This is a genomic window from Streptomyces sp. BHT-5-2 (assembly GCF_019774615.1).
In the GTDB taxonomy this organism is placed as follows: domain Bacteria; phylum Actinomycetota; class Actinomycetes; order Streptomycetales; family Streptomycetaceae; genus Streptomyces.
The window spans coordinates 2,504,769-2,519,536 of record NZ_CP081496.1 but is presented as its reverse complement, the minus strand read 5'-3'; the positions used below and the strand labels follow the sequence as shown (position 1 = coordinate 2,519,536).

The window sequence follows — 14,768 nt, the reverse complement described above, 5'->3', positions numbered from 1 at the left end:
CGGCGGGCGGTGCAAGGGGGTTGGTGCCTCAGCTCAGGACGGCGAGCGCGTCGATCTCGATGAGCAGGCCCTTGGGCAGGCCGACGTAGACGGTGGTCCGGGCGGCCGGGGCCTGCTTGAGTCCCTGCTCCTCGAAGTAGGCGTTGTAGATCTCGTTCATCTCGGCGAAGTGGTCCACGTCCGTGAGGTAGATGCGGATCATCATGGCGTCGTCCCAGGTGGCGCCGCCCTCTTCGAGGACCGCCCGGACGTTGTCGAGGGTCTGCAGGGTCTGCTCGCGCAGCGTCGGGCCGGCCGGCGTCGGGGGCTGGCCCTCGACGGCGGGCAGGAAGCCGACCTGGCCGGCGACCTGGAGGATGTTGCCCTTCCGGACGCCGTGCGAGAACTTCGCGGGCGGGGTGGTGTGGGTGGCCGGGGTGAGGGCGGTCTTCTCGCTCATGTGTGTCCTTCGAACGTGCTTCACGGGGCCGGCTCGTTGCCGGGGCTGGTGGTGCCGGAGTACTCCCGGCTGACGGCGTCCGCGGTGCGGCGCACCAGCGGGAGCAGGGTGAGGAGTTCCTCGGCGCTGACCACGACGTTGGGGGCGGAGATCGACATGGCGGCCGCGACCCGTCCGTCCGCACCCCGGACGGGGGCGCCGATGCAGTTGATGGACTCCTCGTGGCCACCGAGGTCGGTGGCCCAGCCCTGTTCGCGCACCTTGGCCAGCTCGGCCAGGAAGGCCGCGGCGTCGGGCGTCGAACGGGGCGTGTAGCGGGGGTAGTCGAGGCGGGCGGCGAGGGCCCGGCGCTCGGCCTCGGGCAGGTCGGCCAGGAGGAGTTTGGCGACCGCGGCGACGGTGATCGCGACCGGTTTGCCGATCCGGGAGTACATCCGGACCGGATAGCGGCTGTCGACCTTGTCGATGTAGAGGACCTCGTTCTCCTCGTGGACGGCGAGGTGGACGGTGTGGCCGCACTTCTCGTTGAGTTCGACGAGGTGGGGGTGGGCGATCTCGCGGACGTCGAGATGCTCGGCGGCCTGCTGGGCGAGGGCGAAGAGCCGGGCGCCGAGGCGGTAGCGCTGGTCGGGCTGGCGGTGGACGAGACCGTGGGCGTGCAGGGTGCGCAGCAGGCGCAGCGCGGTGGACTTGTGCACGCCGAGCCGGTCGGCGACCTGTCCCAGGTCGGCGGGGCCCTCGGCGAGCAGCGGCAGGATGCTCAGCGCGCGGTCGACGGTCTGGCTCATGCGCGGGCCTCGCTTCCGCCGGCCGGGGCCTCGCCCGGGGTGCGTCTCCGGGCGGTTCGCTCGCTGCGCTCGTTCACTGTGTGTGCACCTCCTGGTCCGTGGCCTCCATGGCGTCCGTCCAGCCCGGGCCGAGGTGCAGTGTCCCCCAGGCGTCGTCGTCGAGCGCGGCCAGGCGGTCGGCCAGCGGCCGGGCGGGGGGCGGGGCGAGGTCGCCGGGGACGGTGAGGGCGGCGGCGGCCCACAGGTGGCCGTGCCGGACCCGGGTGCGCAGCGGCAGTCCGCGCAGGGCGGCAGAGAGGAAGCCGGCGGCGAAGGCGTCACCGGCGCCGACCGCGGCGACCACGTCGACCGTGGGGGCGGGGACGAGGGTGCCGGCGGGGGCGTCGTCGCGGCCGGGGGTGCCCGGGGCGTGCCGGAAGACGCGCGCGCCGGCCCGGCCGAGCTTGACGACCAGGGTCTCCGGCTCGGGCAGCGCGGCGCGGACGGCCCGGGGATCGGGCAGGCCCCAGGCGGCCTGGGCCTCGTCGGCGCCGACGAAGACCACGTCGGCGGCACGGGCGAGGTCGAGGAGGACCCGCGGCCCCTGGGGGCCGGACCACAGACGCGGCCGGTAGTTGACGTCGAAGGAGATCAACGGGCGCCGCGGACCGCCCGGGGCGGCGGCGGGCGACGGGCGGGGACCGGCGGCGCCGCGCACGGGCGAGGAGGGGATCGGGGCCTCCCCCGTGTACGCGGATCCCCCCTGCCCGAACGAAGTCGACTGCGCGGGAGGGGAGTTGGGAGCCTGGGGAACGGCGGCCGCCGGGCCGGCCATCAGGGCGCGCAGCAGGTCGAGGCAGTCGGCGGAGAGCGCGGCGGTGATCCCGGAGAGGTGGAGCACCCGGCCGGAGCGGAGGGCGGCGAGGTCCATGGTGGCCGGGGCCATCGCGGAGGCGGCCGATCCGCCGCGGTAGTAGACGACTTCGTGGGCGTCGGTGGCCCGGTCGCCCGCGGTGCGGAAGTAGATGCCGGTGGGGCGGGCGGGGTCGCGGCGGACCGCGCGGGTGTCGACGCCGTGGCCGGCGATCTCCCGGACGAGGTGGTCGCCGAAGCCGTCGGCGCCGACCCGGGAGATCCAGCGGGTGGGGTGGCCGGCGCGGGCGAGGGCGCAGGCGACGTTGGACTCGGCGCCGCCGATGGCCCGTTCGAAGGCGGGGACGTCGGCGAGCGGGCCGGGGGCGGTGGGCAGGAAGGTGACCATGGACTCGCCGAGGCAGACGACATCGACGTCCGGGGCGGCGCCGGTCGCCGGGACGGGGGTGTCGCCGACGTTCGAGGACCTGGTCACGATCGCTTGCGCTCCTTCGCTGTGCCGTCCTGGGCCCTGCTCGTGGCCCGTCGGGGAACGTGCGGGAGGTGGCCGTACCGCGCGGTGGGGCCGTACCGCGGCCGGTGCGGCACCGGCCGCGCCGTCCGCCCGCGTTGCGTGTTTCCCACGGCCCGTCCCGGGGTTTTCTCACCATTGACCGGGCGATGGCCCGGATGTTAGACAGCGGTTAGCGATATGCGCAATGGGCGTTGCAGAGAGTGCAACACGGTCTTTGAGGAGGCTGCATGGCCGGCGAGCGGCTCGCGCGGGAACTCGGGAATCTCGCGGACGACAGGGTCGATCACCGCTTCAAGGCGCTCCCGCCGGACGCCGCCGGGCGCACCGTCGGGGAGCTGGCCGCCGAGCGCCGCAATCTCTTCACGGACGGCTTCACCACACCCGTCCTGGCCCTCTCCGCCGAGTCGGTCGAGCACAACCTCGCCCTGCTGGAGACCTACACCTCCCGGCACGGCCTGGCCTTCGCCCCGCACGGCAAGACCTGCATGGCCCCGCAGCTCTTCGCCCGCCAACTGGCGCACGGCGCCTGGGGAATCACCGCGGCCGTCCCCCACCAGGCGCGCGTCTACCGCGACTTCGGCATCCAGCGGATCTTCCTGGCCAACGAGGTCGTGGACGCCGCCGCGCTGCGCTGGCTCGCCGGCGAACTGGCCGCCGACCCGGACTTCCGCTTCGTCTGCTACGTCGACTCCCTCCGCGGCATCGCGCTGATGGACCAGGCGCTGCGCGCCGCCGAGGCCGTCCGCCCGGTGGACGTCGTCATCGAACTCGGCGCCGGCGAGGGCGCCCGGACCGGCGCCCGGAGCGAGGCCGAGTGCCGCGAACTCGCCGATGCCATCGCGGGTGTGGACACCCTCCGCCTCGTCGGCGTCGCCGGCTACGAGGGCGAGGTGCCGGACGCCGACCACGAGCGCGTCACCGCCTGGCTGCACCGGCTGGTCGCGCTCGCCGCCGACCTCGACGCCTCCGGGCGCTTCACCGACCTCGACGAGATCGTGGTCAGCGCCGGCGGCAGCGCGTGGTTCGACGCGGTCGCCGAGGTCTTCGCGGGGCTTCCCGAGCTCTCCGCGCCGGTCCTGAAACTGCTGCGCTCGGGCGCGTACGTCTCGCACGACGACGGGCACTACCGCCACCTCACTCCCTTCAACCGCGTCCCCGAGGAGGGGGCGCTGCAGCCCGCCTTCCGGCTCTGGGCACAGGTCGTCTCCCGGCCCACCCCCGAGCAGGCGTTCCTCAACGCCGGCAAGCGGGACGCGGCGTACGACCTCCACCTGCCGCAGGCGCAGGTCGTGCGCTCCGGCCGGGACGGCACCGAGCGCCCGGCGGCCGGCCTCACCGTCACCGGCCTGTCCGACCAGCACGCCTGGGTCCGCACCGAGCACGCCGGAGACCTGGAGGTCGGCGACTGGGTCGGTCTGGGTCTGTCGCACCCGTGCACCTCCTTCGACAAGTGGCAGCTGATTCCGCTGGTCGAGGAGGACGGGACGGTCGTCGATTTCATCCGCACGTTCTTCTGATACCCGCGGGGGTGCACCCCCCTCGCCGGATCACCCCGACACATCCCTGATCGCACCCTGATCCGGCCCCCGAGCCACGCCCCCGGCCCGCCCCGAGAAAGGCAGCCCCGCGCATGGACACCGTGCTCCGCGACGCCAGCGTCCTCGACGGGTCCGGCGGGGCCGCCTACCGCGCGGACGTCGCCCTGGCCGGCGGCCGGATCGCCGCGATCCACCGGGAGGCGGACGGCGGCCCCCGCCCGTCCGCCGCCCGCACCCTGGACGCCGCCGGCCTCGCCCTCGCCCCCGGCTTCATCGACATGCACGCGCACAGCGACCTGGCGCTGCTGCGCGACCCCGAGCACACCGCGAAGGCCGCCCAGGGGGTCACCCTCGAAGTCCTCGGCCAGGACGGCCTGTCCTACGCCCCGGTCGACGACCGCACGCTCGCCCAGGTGCGCCGGACCATCACCGGCTGGAACGGCGACGGCGCGGACGTCGACTTCACCTGGCGCACGGTCGGCGGCTACCTCGACGCCCTGGACGGCGCGCACGGCGGCCGCGGCATCGCCGTCAACGCCGCCTACCTCGTCCCCCAGGGCACGGTGCGCATGTACGCCATCGGCTGGGAGGACCGCGCCCCCTCCCCCGCCGAACTCGACACGATGCGGCGGCTCGTCGCCGAGGGCATGGCCGAGGGCGCCGTCGGCATGTCCTCCGGCCTGACCTACACCCCCGGCATGTACGCCACGGACGCCGAACTCACCGAACTGTGCCGGGTCGTGGCCGCGTACGACGGCTACTACTGCCCCCACCACCGCAGTTACGGCGCCGGGGCGACGGCCGCCTATGAGGAGATGGTCGCGCTCACCCGGGACGCGGGCTGCGCCCTGCACCTGGCCCACGCCACGATGAACTTCGGTGTGAACAAGGGACGGGCCGCCGACCTGCTCACCCTGCTGGACACGGCCCTCGCCGGGGGCGCCGACATCACCCTCGACACCTATCCGTACACGCCGGGCTCCACCACCCTCGTCGCGATGCTGCCGAGCTGGGCCAACGAGGGCGGCCCGGCGGCGACCCTGGCCCGCCTCCGGGACGCGGAGACCGCCGAGCGGATCCGCCGCGACGTGGAGGAGACCGGCTCGGACGGCTGCCACGGCGTACCGATCGACTGGGACGCCGTCGAGATCTCCGGGGTGACCGACGCCGGCCTCGCCTCCTGCGTCGGCCGGACCGTCGCCCGGTCCGCCACCCTGCGCGGCGAGCCCCCCTGGGCCACCGCCCGCCGCCTGCTGATCGAGGACCGCCTCGGCACGACGATCCTCCAGCACGTCGGCCACGAGGAGAACGTCCGGGCCATCATGCGGCACCCCGTGCACACCGGCGGCAGCGACGGCATCCTCCAGGGCGCCAAGCCGCACCCGCGCGCCTACGGGACGTTTCCGCACTACCTCGGCCACTACGCCCGCGACCTCGGCGTCCTCTCCCTGGAGGAGACCGTCGCCCACCTGACCTCCCGGCCCGCCGCCCGGCTCAGGCTCCCGGACCGCGGTCTCGTTCGCGAGGGGTACCGGGCCGACCTGGTCCTCTTCGACCCGGAGACGGTCGCCGCGGGCGCCACCTTCGACGCCCCGCGCACCCCGCCCACCGGCATCCCGCACGTCCTGATCGACGGCCGCTTCGTCATCGAGGACGGCCGCCGCACCGACGTCCTGGCGGGCCGCGCCGTCCGCCGTACCCCGGGGCGGCACCGCTAGGGCCTGTCCGCCGCCTCGCCGGGGCACCGCCACGAAATCAGCACCCGCCCCACCCGTCACAGCAGGTGAGCGATTCCACACCCGGCACCACCCGCGTGGCGAAAACCACCCGGCAGGCTCCCCCACGCGCCCGTAGAGTGGCCGTCATGCAGGTGATCCAGTCAACGAAGCTCGCCAACGTCTGCTACGAAATCCGCGGCCCGGTCCTTGAAGAGGCCATGCGGCTGGAGGCGGCGGGTCACCGCATCCTCAAGCTGAACACCGGCAACCCCGCCGCGTTCGGCTTCGACTGCCCGCCGGAGATCCTGGAGGACATCCTCCGCTCGGTCGGCAGCGCACACGGCTACGGCGACGCCAAGGGCCTGCTCTCGGCCCGCCGCGCGGTGGTGCAGCACTACCAGACCAAGGGCGTGGAGCTCTCCGTCGACGACGTCTATCTGGGCAACGGCGTCTCCGAACTCATCCAGATGTCGATGCAGGCACTGCTCGACGACGGCGACGAGGTCCTGGTCCCGGCCCCGGACTACCCGTTGTGGACGGCCTCGGTCTCGCTCTCCGGCGGCACCGCCGTGCACTACCGCTGCGACGAGCAGGCCGACTGGATGCCCGACCTCGCCGATATCGAGCGCAAGGTCACCGACCGCACCAAGGCCATCGTCGTCATCAACCCCAACAACCCCACCGGCGCCGTCTACGACGACGAGCTGCTGCGCGGGATCGCCGAGCTGGCCCGCCGGCACAACCTCATCGTCTGCGCCGACGAGATCTACGACAAGATCCTCTACGACGGCGTCACCCACACCCCGTTCGCCTCGCTCGCCCCGGACCTGCTGACGCTGACCTTCAACGGCCTGTCCAAGGCGTACCGCGTCGCCGGCTACCGCAGCGGCTGGCTGGCGGTCTGCGGCCCGAAGGCACACGCCTCCTCGTACATCGAGGGGCTGACGATCCTGGCGAACATGCGCCTGTGCGCCAACATGCCGGTGCAGCACGCGGTCGCCACGGCGCTGGGCGGCCGGCAGTCGATCAACGACCTGGTACTGCCCGGCGGCCGCCTGCTGGAGCAGCGCGACGCCGCCTACGAGCTGCTGACCCGGATACCGGGCGTCACCTGCGTCAAGCCCAAGGGCGCGCTCTACGCCTTCCCGCGGCTGGACCCCAAGGTGTACAAGATCAAGGACGACCGGCAGATGGTGCTGGACCTGCTGCGCGCCGAGAAGATCATGATCGTCCACGGCACCGGCTTCAACTGGCCCGAGCCGGACCACTTCCGCCTGGTCACACTGCCCAACAAGGACGATCTGACCGACGCCGTCACCCGAATCGGCGCCTTCCTCGACGGCTACGGACAGCACTGAAACGAAGCAAGCTCTGTACAGCCCTCAACTTTAGACAGCGTCTAAGCTAGGATGGCCTCCTGGACATTTTCAGGAGGCCGCCCCATGTACGAACCGATCCGCACCAAGTCGGTCCACACCATGGCCGTCGCCCCGGGGATCCCGCACCGCTCCCGTGACGAGGAGCTGGCCATCCGACTCGCCGGGCAGCTGACCGCCCTGCTCACCGTCACCGACGAGCTGCACGCACTGACCGAGTGCGCCGCCGAGCGCACCGCCCTGGCCTCGGCGGCCGACCGCATCACCGCCGAGGTCACCCGGCTGAGCGGCCACGGCCCGCTGCGCGCCGAGCCCACCGGCACCGGCGACCGGGGCCGGATTCCGGCCCTCCGGCAGCGCGCCCGCACCCTGGCCGGCAACGCCCTGGCCGTCGCCACCTCACGGGACGACACGGCAGCCATCGCACTCGCCGAGGAACTACTGGCCACCCACGACCCCAACGGCCAAGACCTCGCCACCGCCTGAAAACCACCCACGGCCCGCACAGCACCACTCACACCGGCCCCCACCCACCGCCTTCATGCCCCCCAACGGGAGGGGACGGGCCGGAGGGGGGTGTGTGTCGGACGTAAAGCGCAGCAGTCCGACACACACCCCCCGGAGGCCCGTCACCGCACCCGACAGCCCCGCGCAGCGGACCCGCGCCGCAGGCGCAAAAGGCGAACCCCTACGGCGGGAAAGCCGACTACGTGGGGAGCCGGCCAAGCGCAGCGGACCGTCAGCCCAGCCTCCGCACCAACGCCCGGTACTCGTCCCACAGCTCCTTCGGCGTGTGATCACCGAAGGTGTTGAGGTGCTCGGGGACCAGCGCCGCCTCCTCGCGCCAGACCTCCTTGTCGACGGTGAGCAGGAACTCCAGGTCGGCATCGGAGAGTTCGAGGCCCTTGGTGTCCAGCGCGCCCTTGGTGGGCAGCACGCCGATCGGCGTCTCGACGCCCTCGGCCGTGCCCTCCAGCCGCTCGACGATCCACTTGAGCACCCGGCTGTTCTCGCCGAAGCCCGGCCACACGAAGCGGCCCGCGTCGTCCTTGCGGAACCAGTTGACGTAGTAGATCTTCGGCAGCTTGGTCTGGTCCTTGTCGGCCCCGACCTTGATCCAGTGCGCCATGTAGTCGCCCATGTTGTAGCCGCAGAACGGCAGCATGGCGAACGGGTCCCGGCGCAGCTCGCCGACCTTGCCCTCGGCCGCGGCGGTCTTCTCCGACGCCACGTTGGCACCGAGGAAGACGCCGTGCTGCCAGCTCAGCGACTCGGTCACCAGCGGCACCGCGCTGGCCCGGCGGCCGCCGAAGAGGATGGCCGAGATCGGCACGCCCTTGGGGTCCTCCCACTCCGGCGCGATGGTCGGGCACTGGGCGGCGGGCACCGTGAAACGGGCGTTGGGGTGCGCGGCCGGGACGCCGGATTCCGGCGTCCAGTCGTTGCCCTTCCAGTCCGTCAGGTGGGCCGGGGTCTCCTCCGTCATGCCCTCCCACCACACGTCGCCGTCGTCGGTGAGGGCGACGTTGGTGAAGACGGAGTTGCCCCAAAGGGTCTTCATGGCATTGGCGTTGGTGTGCTCGCCGGTGCCGGGGGCGACGCCGAAGAAACCGGCCTCGGGGTTGATCGCGTAGAGCCGGCCGTCCTCGCCGAAGCGCATCCAGGCGATGTCGTCGCCGATGGTCTCGACCGTCCAGCCCGGGATCGTCGGCTCCAGCATGGCGAGGTTGGTCTTCCCGCAGGCGCTCGGGAACGCCGCGGCGACGTACTTGGCCTCGCCCTGCGGCGGGGTCAGCTTCAGGACGAGCATGTGCTCGGCCAGCCAGCCCTCGTCACGGGCCATGACGGAGGCGATCCGCAGCGCGTAGCACTTCTTGCCGAGCAGGGCGTTGCCGCCGTAGCCGGAGCCGTACGACCAGATCTCGCGGGACTCGGGGAAGTGCGAGATGTACTTGGTGGAGTTGCACGGCCACGGGACGTCCTGCTCGCCCTCGGCGAGCGGGGCGCCGAGGGTGTGCACGGCCTTGACGAAGAAGCCGTCCGTACCGAGCTCGTCGAGGACCGGGCGGCCCATCCGCGTCATGGTGCGCATCGACACGGCGACATAGGCGGAGTCGGTGATCTCCACGCCGATCGCGGAGAGCGGGGAACCCAGCGGCCCCATGCAGAACGGGACGACGTACATCGTCCGGCCCTTCATCGCACCGCGGAAGATCCCCTGCTCGCCCGAGAAGATCTCCCGCATCTCGGCGGGCGCCTTCCAGTGGTTGGTCGGGCCGGCGTCCTCTTCCTTCTCGGCGCAGATGAAGGTGCGGTCCTCGACACGCGCCACGTCCGTCGGGTCGGACGCGGCGTAGTACGAGTGCGGGCGCTTGATCGGGTCGAGCTTCTTGAAGGTGCCCTTCTCGACGAGCTCTTCGCACAGCCGCTCGTACTCCGCCTCCGAGCCGTCGCACCAGACGACCCGGTCGGGCTGGGTGATCGCCGCTATCTCTTCGACCCAGTCGAGCAGGGCCTGGTGCCGGGTCGGGGTGGGAGCCGCGTTGTCGCGCGCCACGATCGCTCCTATATGAGGGGTTTTGGTCAGCCTTCTGCCTATAAGGCCAGAAAACCGCTTCTTTAGCTTGCCTGCCCCTTGGGGGCCGCGACCCGGATGCTTCGTGACCGCTCATCCGGTGCCGACCGCACTCATTTGATCATCCGACCCCGATTCGGATCTGTCCAGGGGGCGCAGTGGTGACCGTCACCACTTCCGGTCGAATCAGTAACTTACGGTTGCGTAGGTAGCATTGCGCCATGACTTCCGCGCCTGACGCCGCCGAGAGCCGCCCCCCTGCCGCGCCGTCCAGGACCGATGCCGGTTCCGGGTCCCCGGTCGCCGCGATCGCCGCCGCTGCCGCACCGCTCAAGCCGAAGCTGCGCGGCTGGCTGCACGCCGGAATGTTCCCCGCCGTCCTGCTCTCCGGCATCGTGCTGACCGCCCTCGCCGACAGCCCGCGCGGCCGCCTGGCCTGCGCGATCTACACCATCAGCGCCTGCCTGCTGTTCGGCGTCAGCGCCCTTTACCACCGCGGCAATTGGAGTCCGCGCATAGACGGAGTCCTGCGCCGGCTCGACCACGCCAACATCTTCCTGATCATTGCCGGCACCTACACCCCGCTGACGCTGCTCCTGGTGCCGGGCACCCATGGGCAGGTGCTGCTCTGGGCCGTCTGGGCGGCCGCGCTGGCGGGCATCGCCTTCCGGGTCTTCTGGGTCGGCGCCCCGCGCTGGCTCTACACCCCCTGCTACATCGCGATGGGCTGGGCCGCCGTCTTCTTCCTGCCCGACTTCCTGCGCACCGGCGGCATCGCCGTGCTCGTCCTGGTGATCGTCGGCGGGCTGCTCTACAGCGCGGGCGGCGTGATCTACGGCATCAAGCGCCCCAACCCGTCACCGCGGTGGTTCGGCTTCCATGAGGTCTTCCACTCCTTCACGCTCGCGGCGTTCGTCGTGCACTACGTCGGCATCTCGCTCGTGGCGTATTCGCATCCCTGAGACGGGCCGGACCTGCGCGAACGACACCACGGGGCGGTGGCCCGGTCTTCCGGCCACCGCCCCGCGCCATCCCGCCCGCGGCCGCGAGGCCGCGGCCACGCACCACGTCAGGACCGTCAGCCCCGCCACCACCAGGGCCGTCACCAGCATGCCGCCGCCCAGCAGGAAACCGGCGACGCACAGCGCCGCGGCAAGAGCGGCGTACCCATGCACCACGGGTCGCATCACGAACCCCCTTTCGAAGTCACTTACAGTGACCATTCCCACGCCCCAGCGTGACACGCCCCACTGACAATCAGAGCTCCGTCAAAGCGCCGCGCGCTCGCCGTGCGGCGGTGGGGACAATGAGCCGCATGGCTCCCGCACACACCAGCGCCGCGGCGCCGCCCGGCAACCCGAAGCCCGGACTGCGCGAACGGAAGAAACTCCAGACCCGGCAGGCGATCCGCCGGGCCGCCTTCCGGCTCTTCGCCGAGCGGGGCTACGAGTCGACCCCCGTCGACCGGATCGCCGAGGCCGCGGAGGTCTCCCCCAGCACGGTCTTCCGCTACTTCCCCGCCAAGGAGGACATCGTCCTCACCGACGACTTCGGCGCCCGGCTGGAGCGCGGCATCCGCGACCGCCCGGCCGGCGAGCCGATAGCCGAGACGCTGCGGCACGTCACCGTCGGGATCATGCGCGACATCAGCGCGGCCGACCGCGCCGAACTCGTCGAGCGCATCCGACTGATCCGCGATGTGCCCGCGGTCCGCGGCCGCACCGCCGAGGTCACCGCCCGGTACATCGACACCATCAGCACCGCGCTGGCCGAGCGCACCGGCCGCCCGGCCGACGACCTGGGCATCCGGGTCGTCAGCGCGGCGGGGCTGGCCGCCCTCCAGGAGGCGCTGCTGCGCTGGGCCGAGGACCACCAGACGGTCGGCCCAGAGGTCCTGATCCGCCGCTCGATGGACGTCCTGACCGCCGGCCTCACCCTGTGAGCGAGCAGTCCCCCCGCGCCGGGCCGCCCGACCGGCCGCCCGGCTCCCCCAGACGCGCGGCCGGTCGCGCCCGCACCCGGGACAACCGCGCGATACGGCCGTCGAGTTCGGCCAGCCGGCGCCGGGCCACCGCCTCGGCCACCGCGCAGCGCTCCGCGCCCGGCCGCTTCCCCCCGATCACCTCCGGCACACCCTCCGGCGGCAGTGTGTCCAGCAGGTGCGCGAACGCCCGGACGTCGCCGACGGTCAGCCCCGCCTCGCGCAGTTCGCGCACGGCCCGGAGCCGGCGGACGTCCTCCGCGTCGTGCTCACGGTGGCCCGACGGCGCCCTGCGGGCCGTCACCAGCCCCTGCTGCTCGTAGTAGCGCAGCGCCCGCGGTGTCAGGCCGGGTGCCGCCGCCGCGTCCCCGATACGCATCCGTTCCCCCTGTGCCCCCGTGGCGCGCCGCGTCAGACCCTGGCGTGGGTGCCGGGCGTCGCGTCCAGTACGCGTTCGACGCCGGCCGCCCAGGACAGGAGTTCCTCGTCCGCGCCGGAGCGGCCCACCAACTGGAGCCCCAGCGGCAGCCCGTCGGCGGCCCGGCCGGCGGGCAGGCTCAGCGACGGCAGTCCGGCGTTGCTCCACGGCAGGCACATGATCGAGGTGCCCGTGGTGGTGAGGTCGGCGGGCGCGGGCCCGGTGGCCGCCGGGGCGATCCACAGGTCGACGCCGGCGGCCGCCCCGTCCGCCGCGAGCCGCTCACGGAAGGCGGCGCGGCGTTCCCGGGCGGCCTCGTAGGCGGCGTCCCCGATCGACTGGCCCTCCTTGATGGCCGTGGTGGTCTGCTCCCGGTAGAGGGCCCCGTGGCGGGCGAACCATCGGACGTGGGCGCGGGCGACCTCGTAGCGGTTCATGGTGAAGAGCTGCTCGACGACCTCCGCGAAGTCGGCCATCACGGGCACCTCGCGGACCTCGTAGCCGGCCGCCGCCAGGGCGTCCCGCTGGGCGGTGAAGGCCCACAGCGCCTCGCTGCCGGCGCGCTCCAGATAGGGTCCGGCCGGCACGCCCAGCACCGGTGTCCGCCCCGGCCCGGCCGCGGCCCCGGGGCCGCCGTCCGCGCGCCACCCGTCGCACAGCACCGGCGCGGCCAGCGCGATCCCCGCCACCTCGGTCGCGTAGCACCCCAGGGTGTCGAAGCTGGGCGCGTTGGGGATCACGCCGTCGAGCGGGATGCGCCCGTAGGTCGGCTTGAAACCGACCACTCCGCAGTAGGCGGCGGGCCGGATCATCGAGCCGACGGTCTGCGTCCCGATGGCCAGCGGGACGATCCCGGCGGCGACCGCCGCCGCCGATCCTCCCCCATGCCTAAAGGGCATGGGAGGTGCCCCCATCTCGAACCACCGGGCGTGTGCGCCGGGTTGTGCGGATTGCGGGTCGGCCCCGGCGCGGTCGCCGCGAACTCCGCGGTGACGGTCTTGCCCGCGATCAGCGCGCCCGCGGCACGCAGCCGGTCCACGACGGCGGCCTGCGGGCCGGCGAGTTCCCCGGGCGGCAGTGCCGAACCCGCCCGTGTGGGCAGCCCGTCGACGCGCACGATGTCCTTGACGCCGACCGGTACGCCATGGAGGGCCCGGCGCCCCGCGGGGTCCGGCGGGGCGGCCGCGGCCAGCTCCCGGGCCGCCGCCAGCAGCCGTTCGCGGCGCCCCGGTTCGGGCACGAACGCCTGGAGGACGGGGTCCACGGCGTCGATGCGGTCGCAGGTGCGGCGCACCGCGTCGAGGGGCTCGTCCGCACCGGACCGCAGCGCCGCGGCCTCCCGGACGAGGGAGCGGCTCCCGAGCAACGTGGTCACCCGTGCAGGCTACCTCCGGGACCGGGGGCCCGCCGGGGGAACGGCATCGTCATCTGCGGCCGCTTGCCGCGGCCCCCGCGCGGGCCCCCTCCCGTATGCCGCTCCCCCGGCCCTTCCGTCGGCGCGCGCCCGCCGCGGCCTACAACTCCACGATGACCGAGCCCAGATGGCGTCCGGCGATCAGCTCCTGGAGTGCCCGCGGGGCCTGCTCGATGCCGTGGAGCCGGGCGTGCGGGAAGGTGAGGGTGCCCTCGCGCAGCCCCTGGGCGAACAGCTCGTACCACTGGGGGACCAGGTCCCGGTGGTCGTGGAGGGCGACGCCGCGCATGGTGATGCCCCGGGAGACCAGCGACAGGGTGTCGACGGGCGTGGTGGTCGCCGACCCGTCGGAGAGCTGGGCGGACAGCGCGCCCACCAGGGCGAGCCGGGCGCCGCGCCTGGCGACCGCGAGCGCGGCCTGGAGCTGCTCGCCGCCCACGTTGTCGAAGAGCACGTCGATGCCCTCGGGGGCGGCCGCGCGCAGCTGCTCCTCGATGGGCCCGGCACCGCGGACGACCACCGCGTCGTAGCCGAACTCCGTGCGGAGCCGCTCGGCCTTCTCCGGGGAGCCGGTGCTGCCGATGAGCCGGGCGGCGCCGCGCAGCTTGGCCAGCTGCCCGGCCATCAGGCCGACGCCGCCCGCCGCTCCGGTGACGAACACCGTGTCGCCGGGCCGTACTTCGGCGCCGCGGTCGATGCCCATCAGGGCGGTGGGGCCCTGCGAGAGGTAGCCGGCCGGGTCGGGCAGCAGCCCGGGGTCGAGGCGCCGGACCGCCGCGGCGTCCGCCAGGGCGTACTCGCGCCAGCCGAGGTGGTGCGCCACGAGGTCGCCGGCCTTGAGGTCGGTCCCCGGGGCGGCGACCACCTCGCCGACCGCGGGGCCGTCCAGCACCTCGCCGACCACGAAGGACGGCATGGGGACGACGGTGTTCTCGTCCATCAGGGTGCGCATCACGGCGGCGACGGACATCAGGGAGTTGCGTACCAGGACCTGGCCCTCGGCCGGTGCCGGAACGGGGACCTCCACGATCTCGAAGAGGTCGTCGGTGACCGGGCCGGTGGGGCGGGCGGCCAGGCGTACTTCACGGTGTGTGCGGTTCGTCATGCCTTGAGGCTAGAACCTGACGCGCACGTCAAGTTCAACCCGGTCGCCGG

Annotated in this window: 12 protein-coding genes and 1 pseudogene; 6 read left to right on the top strand and 7 right to left on the bottom strand. The window is 73.1% G+C overall.

What is annotated here, in order from left to right; translation table 11 throughout:
* Nucleotides 1–28: 28 nt before the first annotated feature.
* From K2224_RS11220 to K2224_RS11210, 3 genes are all read right to left on the bottom strand, one after another.
* Nucleotides 29–439, bottom strand: a complete 411-nt coding sequence (locus tag K2224_RS11220; RefSeq protein ID WP_221906421.1) for a RidA family protein — start codon at nucleotides 437–439, stop codon at nucleotides 29–31.
* Between the two features lie 20 nt (nucleotides 440–459).
* A complete protein-coding gene (locus tag K2224_RS11215) occupies nucleotides 460–1,227 on the bottom strand; it encodes an IclR family transcriptional regulator (RefSeq protein WP_221906420.1) in 768 nt (255 codons plus the stop codon).
* Between the two features lie 73 nt (nucleotides 1,228–1,300).
* Nucleotides 1,301–2,554, bottom strand: a complete 1,254-nt coding sequence (locus K2224_RS11210; protein ID WP_221906419.1) for a sugar kinase — start codon at nucleotides 2,552–2,554, stop codon at nucleotides 1,301–1,303.
* Between the two features lie 266 nt (nucleotides 2,555–2,820).
* Here K2224_RS11210 and K2224_RS11205 point away from each other — a divergent pair, with 266 nt between their 5' ends.
* From K2224_RS11205 to K2224_RS11190, 4 genes are all read left to right on the top strand, one after another.
* The gene (locus tag K2224_RS11205; RefSeq protein ID WP_221906418.1) at nucleotides 2,821–4,110 is read left to right on the top strand and encodes an amino acid deaminase; all 1,290 of its coding nucleotides are present in this window, start codon (nucleotides 2,821–2,823) and stop codon (nucleotides 4,108–4,110) included.
* A gap of 113 nt (nucleotides 4,111–4,223) precedes the next feature.
* On the top strand, nucleotides 4,224–5,849 hold the full coding sequence (locus tag K2224_RS11200; RefSeq protein WP_221906417.1) for an amidohydrolase family protein: 1,626 nt from the start codon (nucleotides 4,224–4,226) through the stop codon (nucleotides 5,847–5,849).
* A gap of 146 nt (nucleotides 5,850–5,995) precedes the next feature.
* The gene (locus tag K2224_RS11195; RefSeq protein WP_221906416.1) at nucleotides 5,996–7,207 is read left to right on the top strand and encodes a pyridoxal phosphate-dependent aminotransferase; all 1,212 of its coding nucleotides are present in this window, start codon (nucleotides 5,996–5,998) and stop codon (nucleotides 7,205–7,207) included.
* An 84-nt stretch (nucleotides 7,208–7,291) separates the two neighbouring features.
* Complete coding sequence (locus tag K2224_RS11190) at nucleotides 7,292–7,711, top strand: hypothetical protein (RefSeq protein ID WP_221906415.1); 420 nt, start codon at nucleotides 7,292–7,294, stop codon at nucleotides 7,709–7,711.
* Nucleotides 7,712–7,964: 253 nt separating this feature from the next.
* On the opposite strand, the gene K2224_RS11185 is transcribed toward K2224_RS11190, so the two are convergent.
* The gene (locus K2224_RS11185) at nucleotides 7,965–9,782 is read right to left on the bottom strand and encodes a phosphoenolpyruvate carboxykinase (GTP) (RefSeq protein ID WP_221906414.1); all 1,818 of its coding nucleotides are present in this window, start codon (nucleotides 9,780–9,782) and stop codon (nucleotides 7,965–7,967) included.
* A 239-nt stretch (nucleotides 9,783–10,021) separates the two neighbouring features.
* On the opposite strand from K2224_RS11185, the gene K2224_RS11180 reads away from it, so the two are divergent.
* Nucleotides 10,022–10,762 carry a hemolysin III family protein gene (locus tag K2224_RS11180; RefSeq protein WP_221906413.1) on the top strand — a complete coding sequence of 247 codons (741 nt, stop codon included), beginning with the start codon at nucleotides 10,022–10,024 and terminating at the stop codon, nucleotides 10,760–10,762.
* A gap of 353 nt (nucleotides 10,763–11,115) precedes the next feature.
* Nucleotides 11,116–11,742: a TetR/AcrR family transcriptional regulator gene (locus K2224_RS11175; RefSeq protein ID WP_221906412.1), complete on the top strand. Its 627-nt coding sequence runs from the start codon at nucleotides 11,116–11,118 to the stop codon at nucleotides 11,740–11,742.
* On the opposite strand, the gene K2224_RS11170 is transcribed toward K2224_RS11175, so the two are convergent.
* The 3 genes and pseudogenes from K2224_RS11170 to K2224_RS11160 all read right to left on the bottom strand — a co-directional run bounded on the left by K2224_RS11170 (nucleotide 11,732) and on the right by K2224_RS11160 (nucleotide 14,718).
* Nucleotides 11,732–12,160 (bottom strand): MerR family transcriptional regulator, encoded by a 429-nt coding sequence (locus K2224_RS11170; RefSeq protein ID WP_221906411.1) that lies wholly within the window; start codon nucleotides 12,158–12,160, stop codon nucleotides 11,732–11,734. The two genes, K2224_RS11175 and K2224_RS11170, sit on opposite strands and share 11 nt — an antisense overlap.
* 32 nt (nucleotides 12,161–12,192) lie before the next feature.
* Nucleotides 12,193–13,574 (bottom strand): annotated as a pseudogene (locus K2224_RS11165) (amidase).
* Between the two features lie 139 nt (nucleotides 13,575–13,713).
* The gene (locus K2224_RS11160; protein WP_221906410.1) at nucleotides 13,714–14,718 is read right to left on the bottom strand and encodes an NADP-dependent oxidoreductase; all 1,005 of its coding nucleotides are present in this window, start codon (nucleotides 14,716–14,718) and stop codon (nucleotides 13,714–13,716) included.
* Nucleotides 14,719–14,768 lie beyond the last annotated feature (50 nt).

Excerpts from the sequence above, each read along its gene's own strand:
- K2224_RS11175 (WP_221906412.1), top strand. The coding sequence starts at position 11,116 with ATGGCTCCCGCACACACCAGCGCCGCGGCGCCGCCCGGCAACCCGAAG.
- K2224_RS11220 (WP_221906421.1), bottom strand. The coding sequence starts at position 439 with ATGAGCGAGAAGACCGCCCTCACCCCGGCCACCCACACCACCCCGCCC.
- K2224_RS11200 (WP_221906417.1), top strand. The coding sequence starts at position 4,224 with ATGGACACCGTGCTCCGCGACGCCAGCGTCCTCGACGGGTCCGGCGGG.
- K2224_RS11160 (WP_221906410.1), bottom strand. The coding sequence starts at position 14,718 with ATGACGAACCGCACACACCGTGAAGTACGCCTGGCCGCCCGCCCCACC.
- K2224_RS11170 (WP_221906411.1), bottom strand. The coding sequence starts at position 12,160 with ATGCGTATCGGGGACGCGGCGGCGGCACCCGGCCTGACACCGCGGGCG.
- K2224_RS11205 (WP_221906418.1), top strand. The coding sequence starts at position 2,821 with ATGGCCGGCGAGCGGCTCGCGCGGGAACTCGGGAATCTCGCGGACGAC.
- K2224_RS11215 (WP_221906420.1), bottom strand. The coding sequence starts at position 1,227 with ATGAGCCAGACCGTCGACCGCGCGCTGAGCATCCTGCCGCTGCTCGCC.
- K2224_RS11190 (WP_221906415.1), top strand. The coding sequence starts at position 7,292 with ATGTACGAACCGATCCGCACCAAGTCGGTCCACACCATGGCCGTCGCC.
- K2224_RS11180 (WP_221906413.1), top strand. The coding sequence starts at position 10,022 with ATGACTTCCGCGCCTGACGCCGCCGAGAGCCGCCCCCCTGCCGCGCCG.
- K2224_RS11195 (WP_221906416.1), top strand. The coding sequence starts at position 5,996 with ATGCAGGTGATCCAGTCAACGAAGCTCGCCAACGTCTGCTACGAAATC.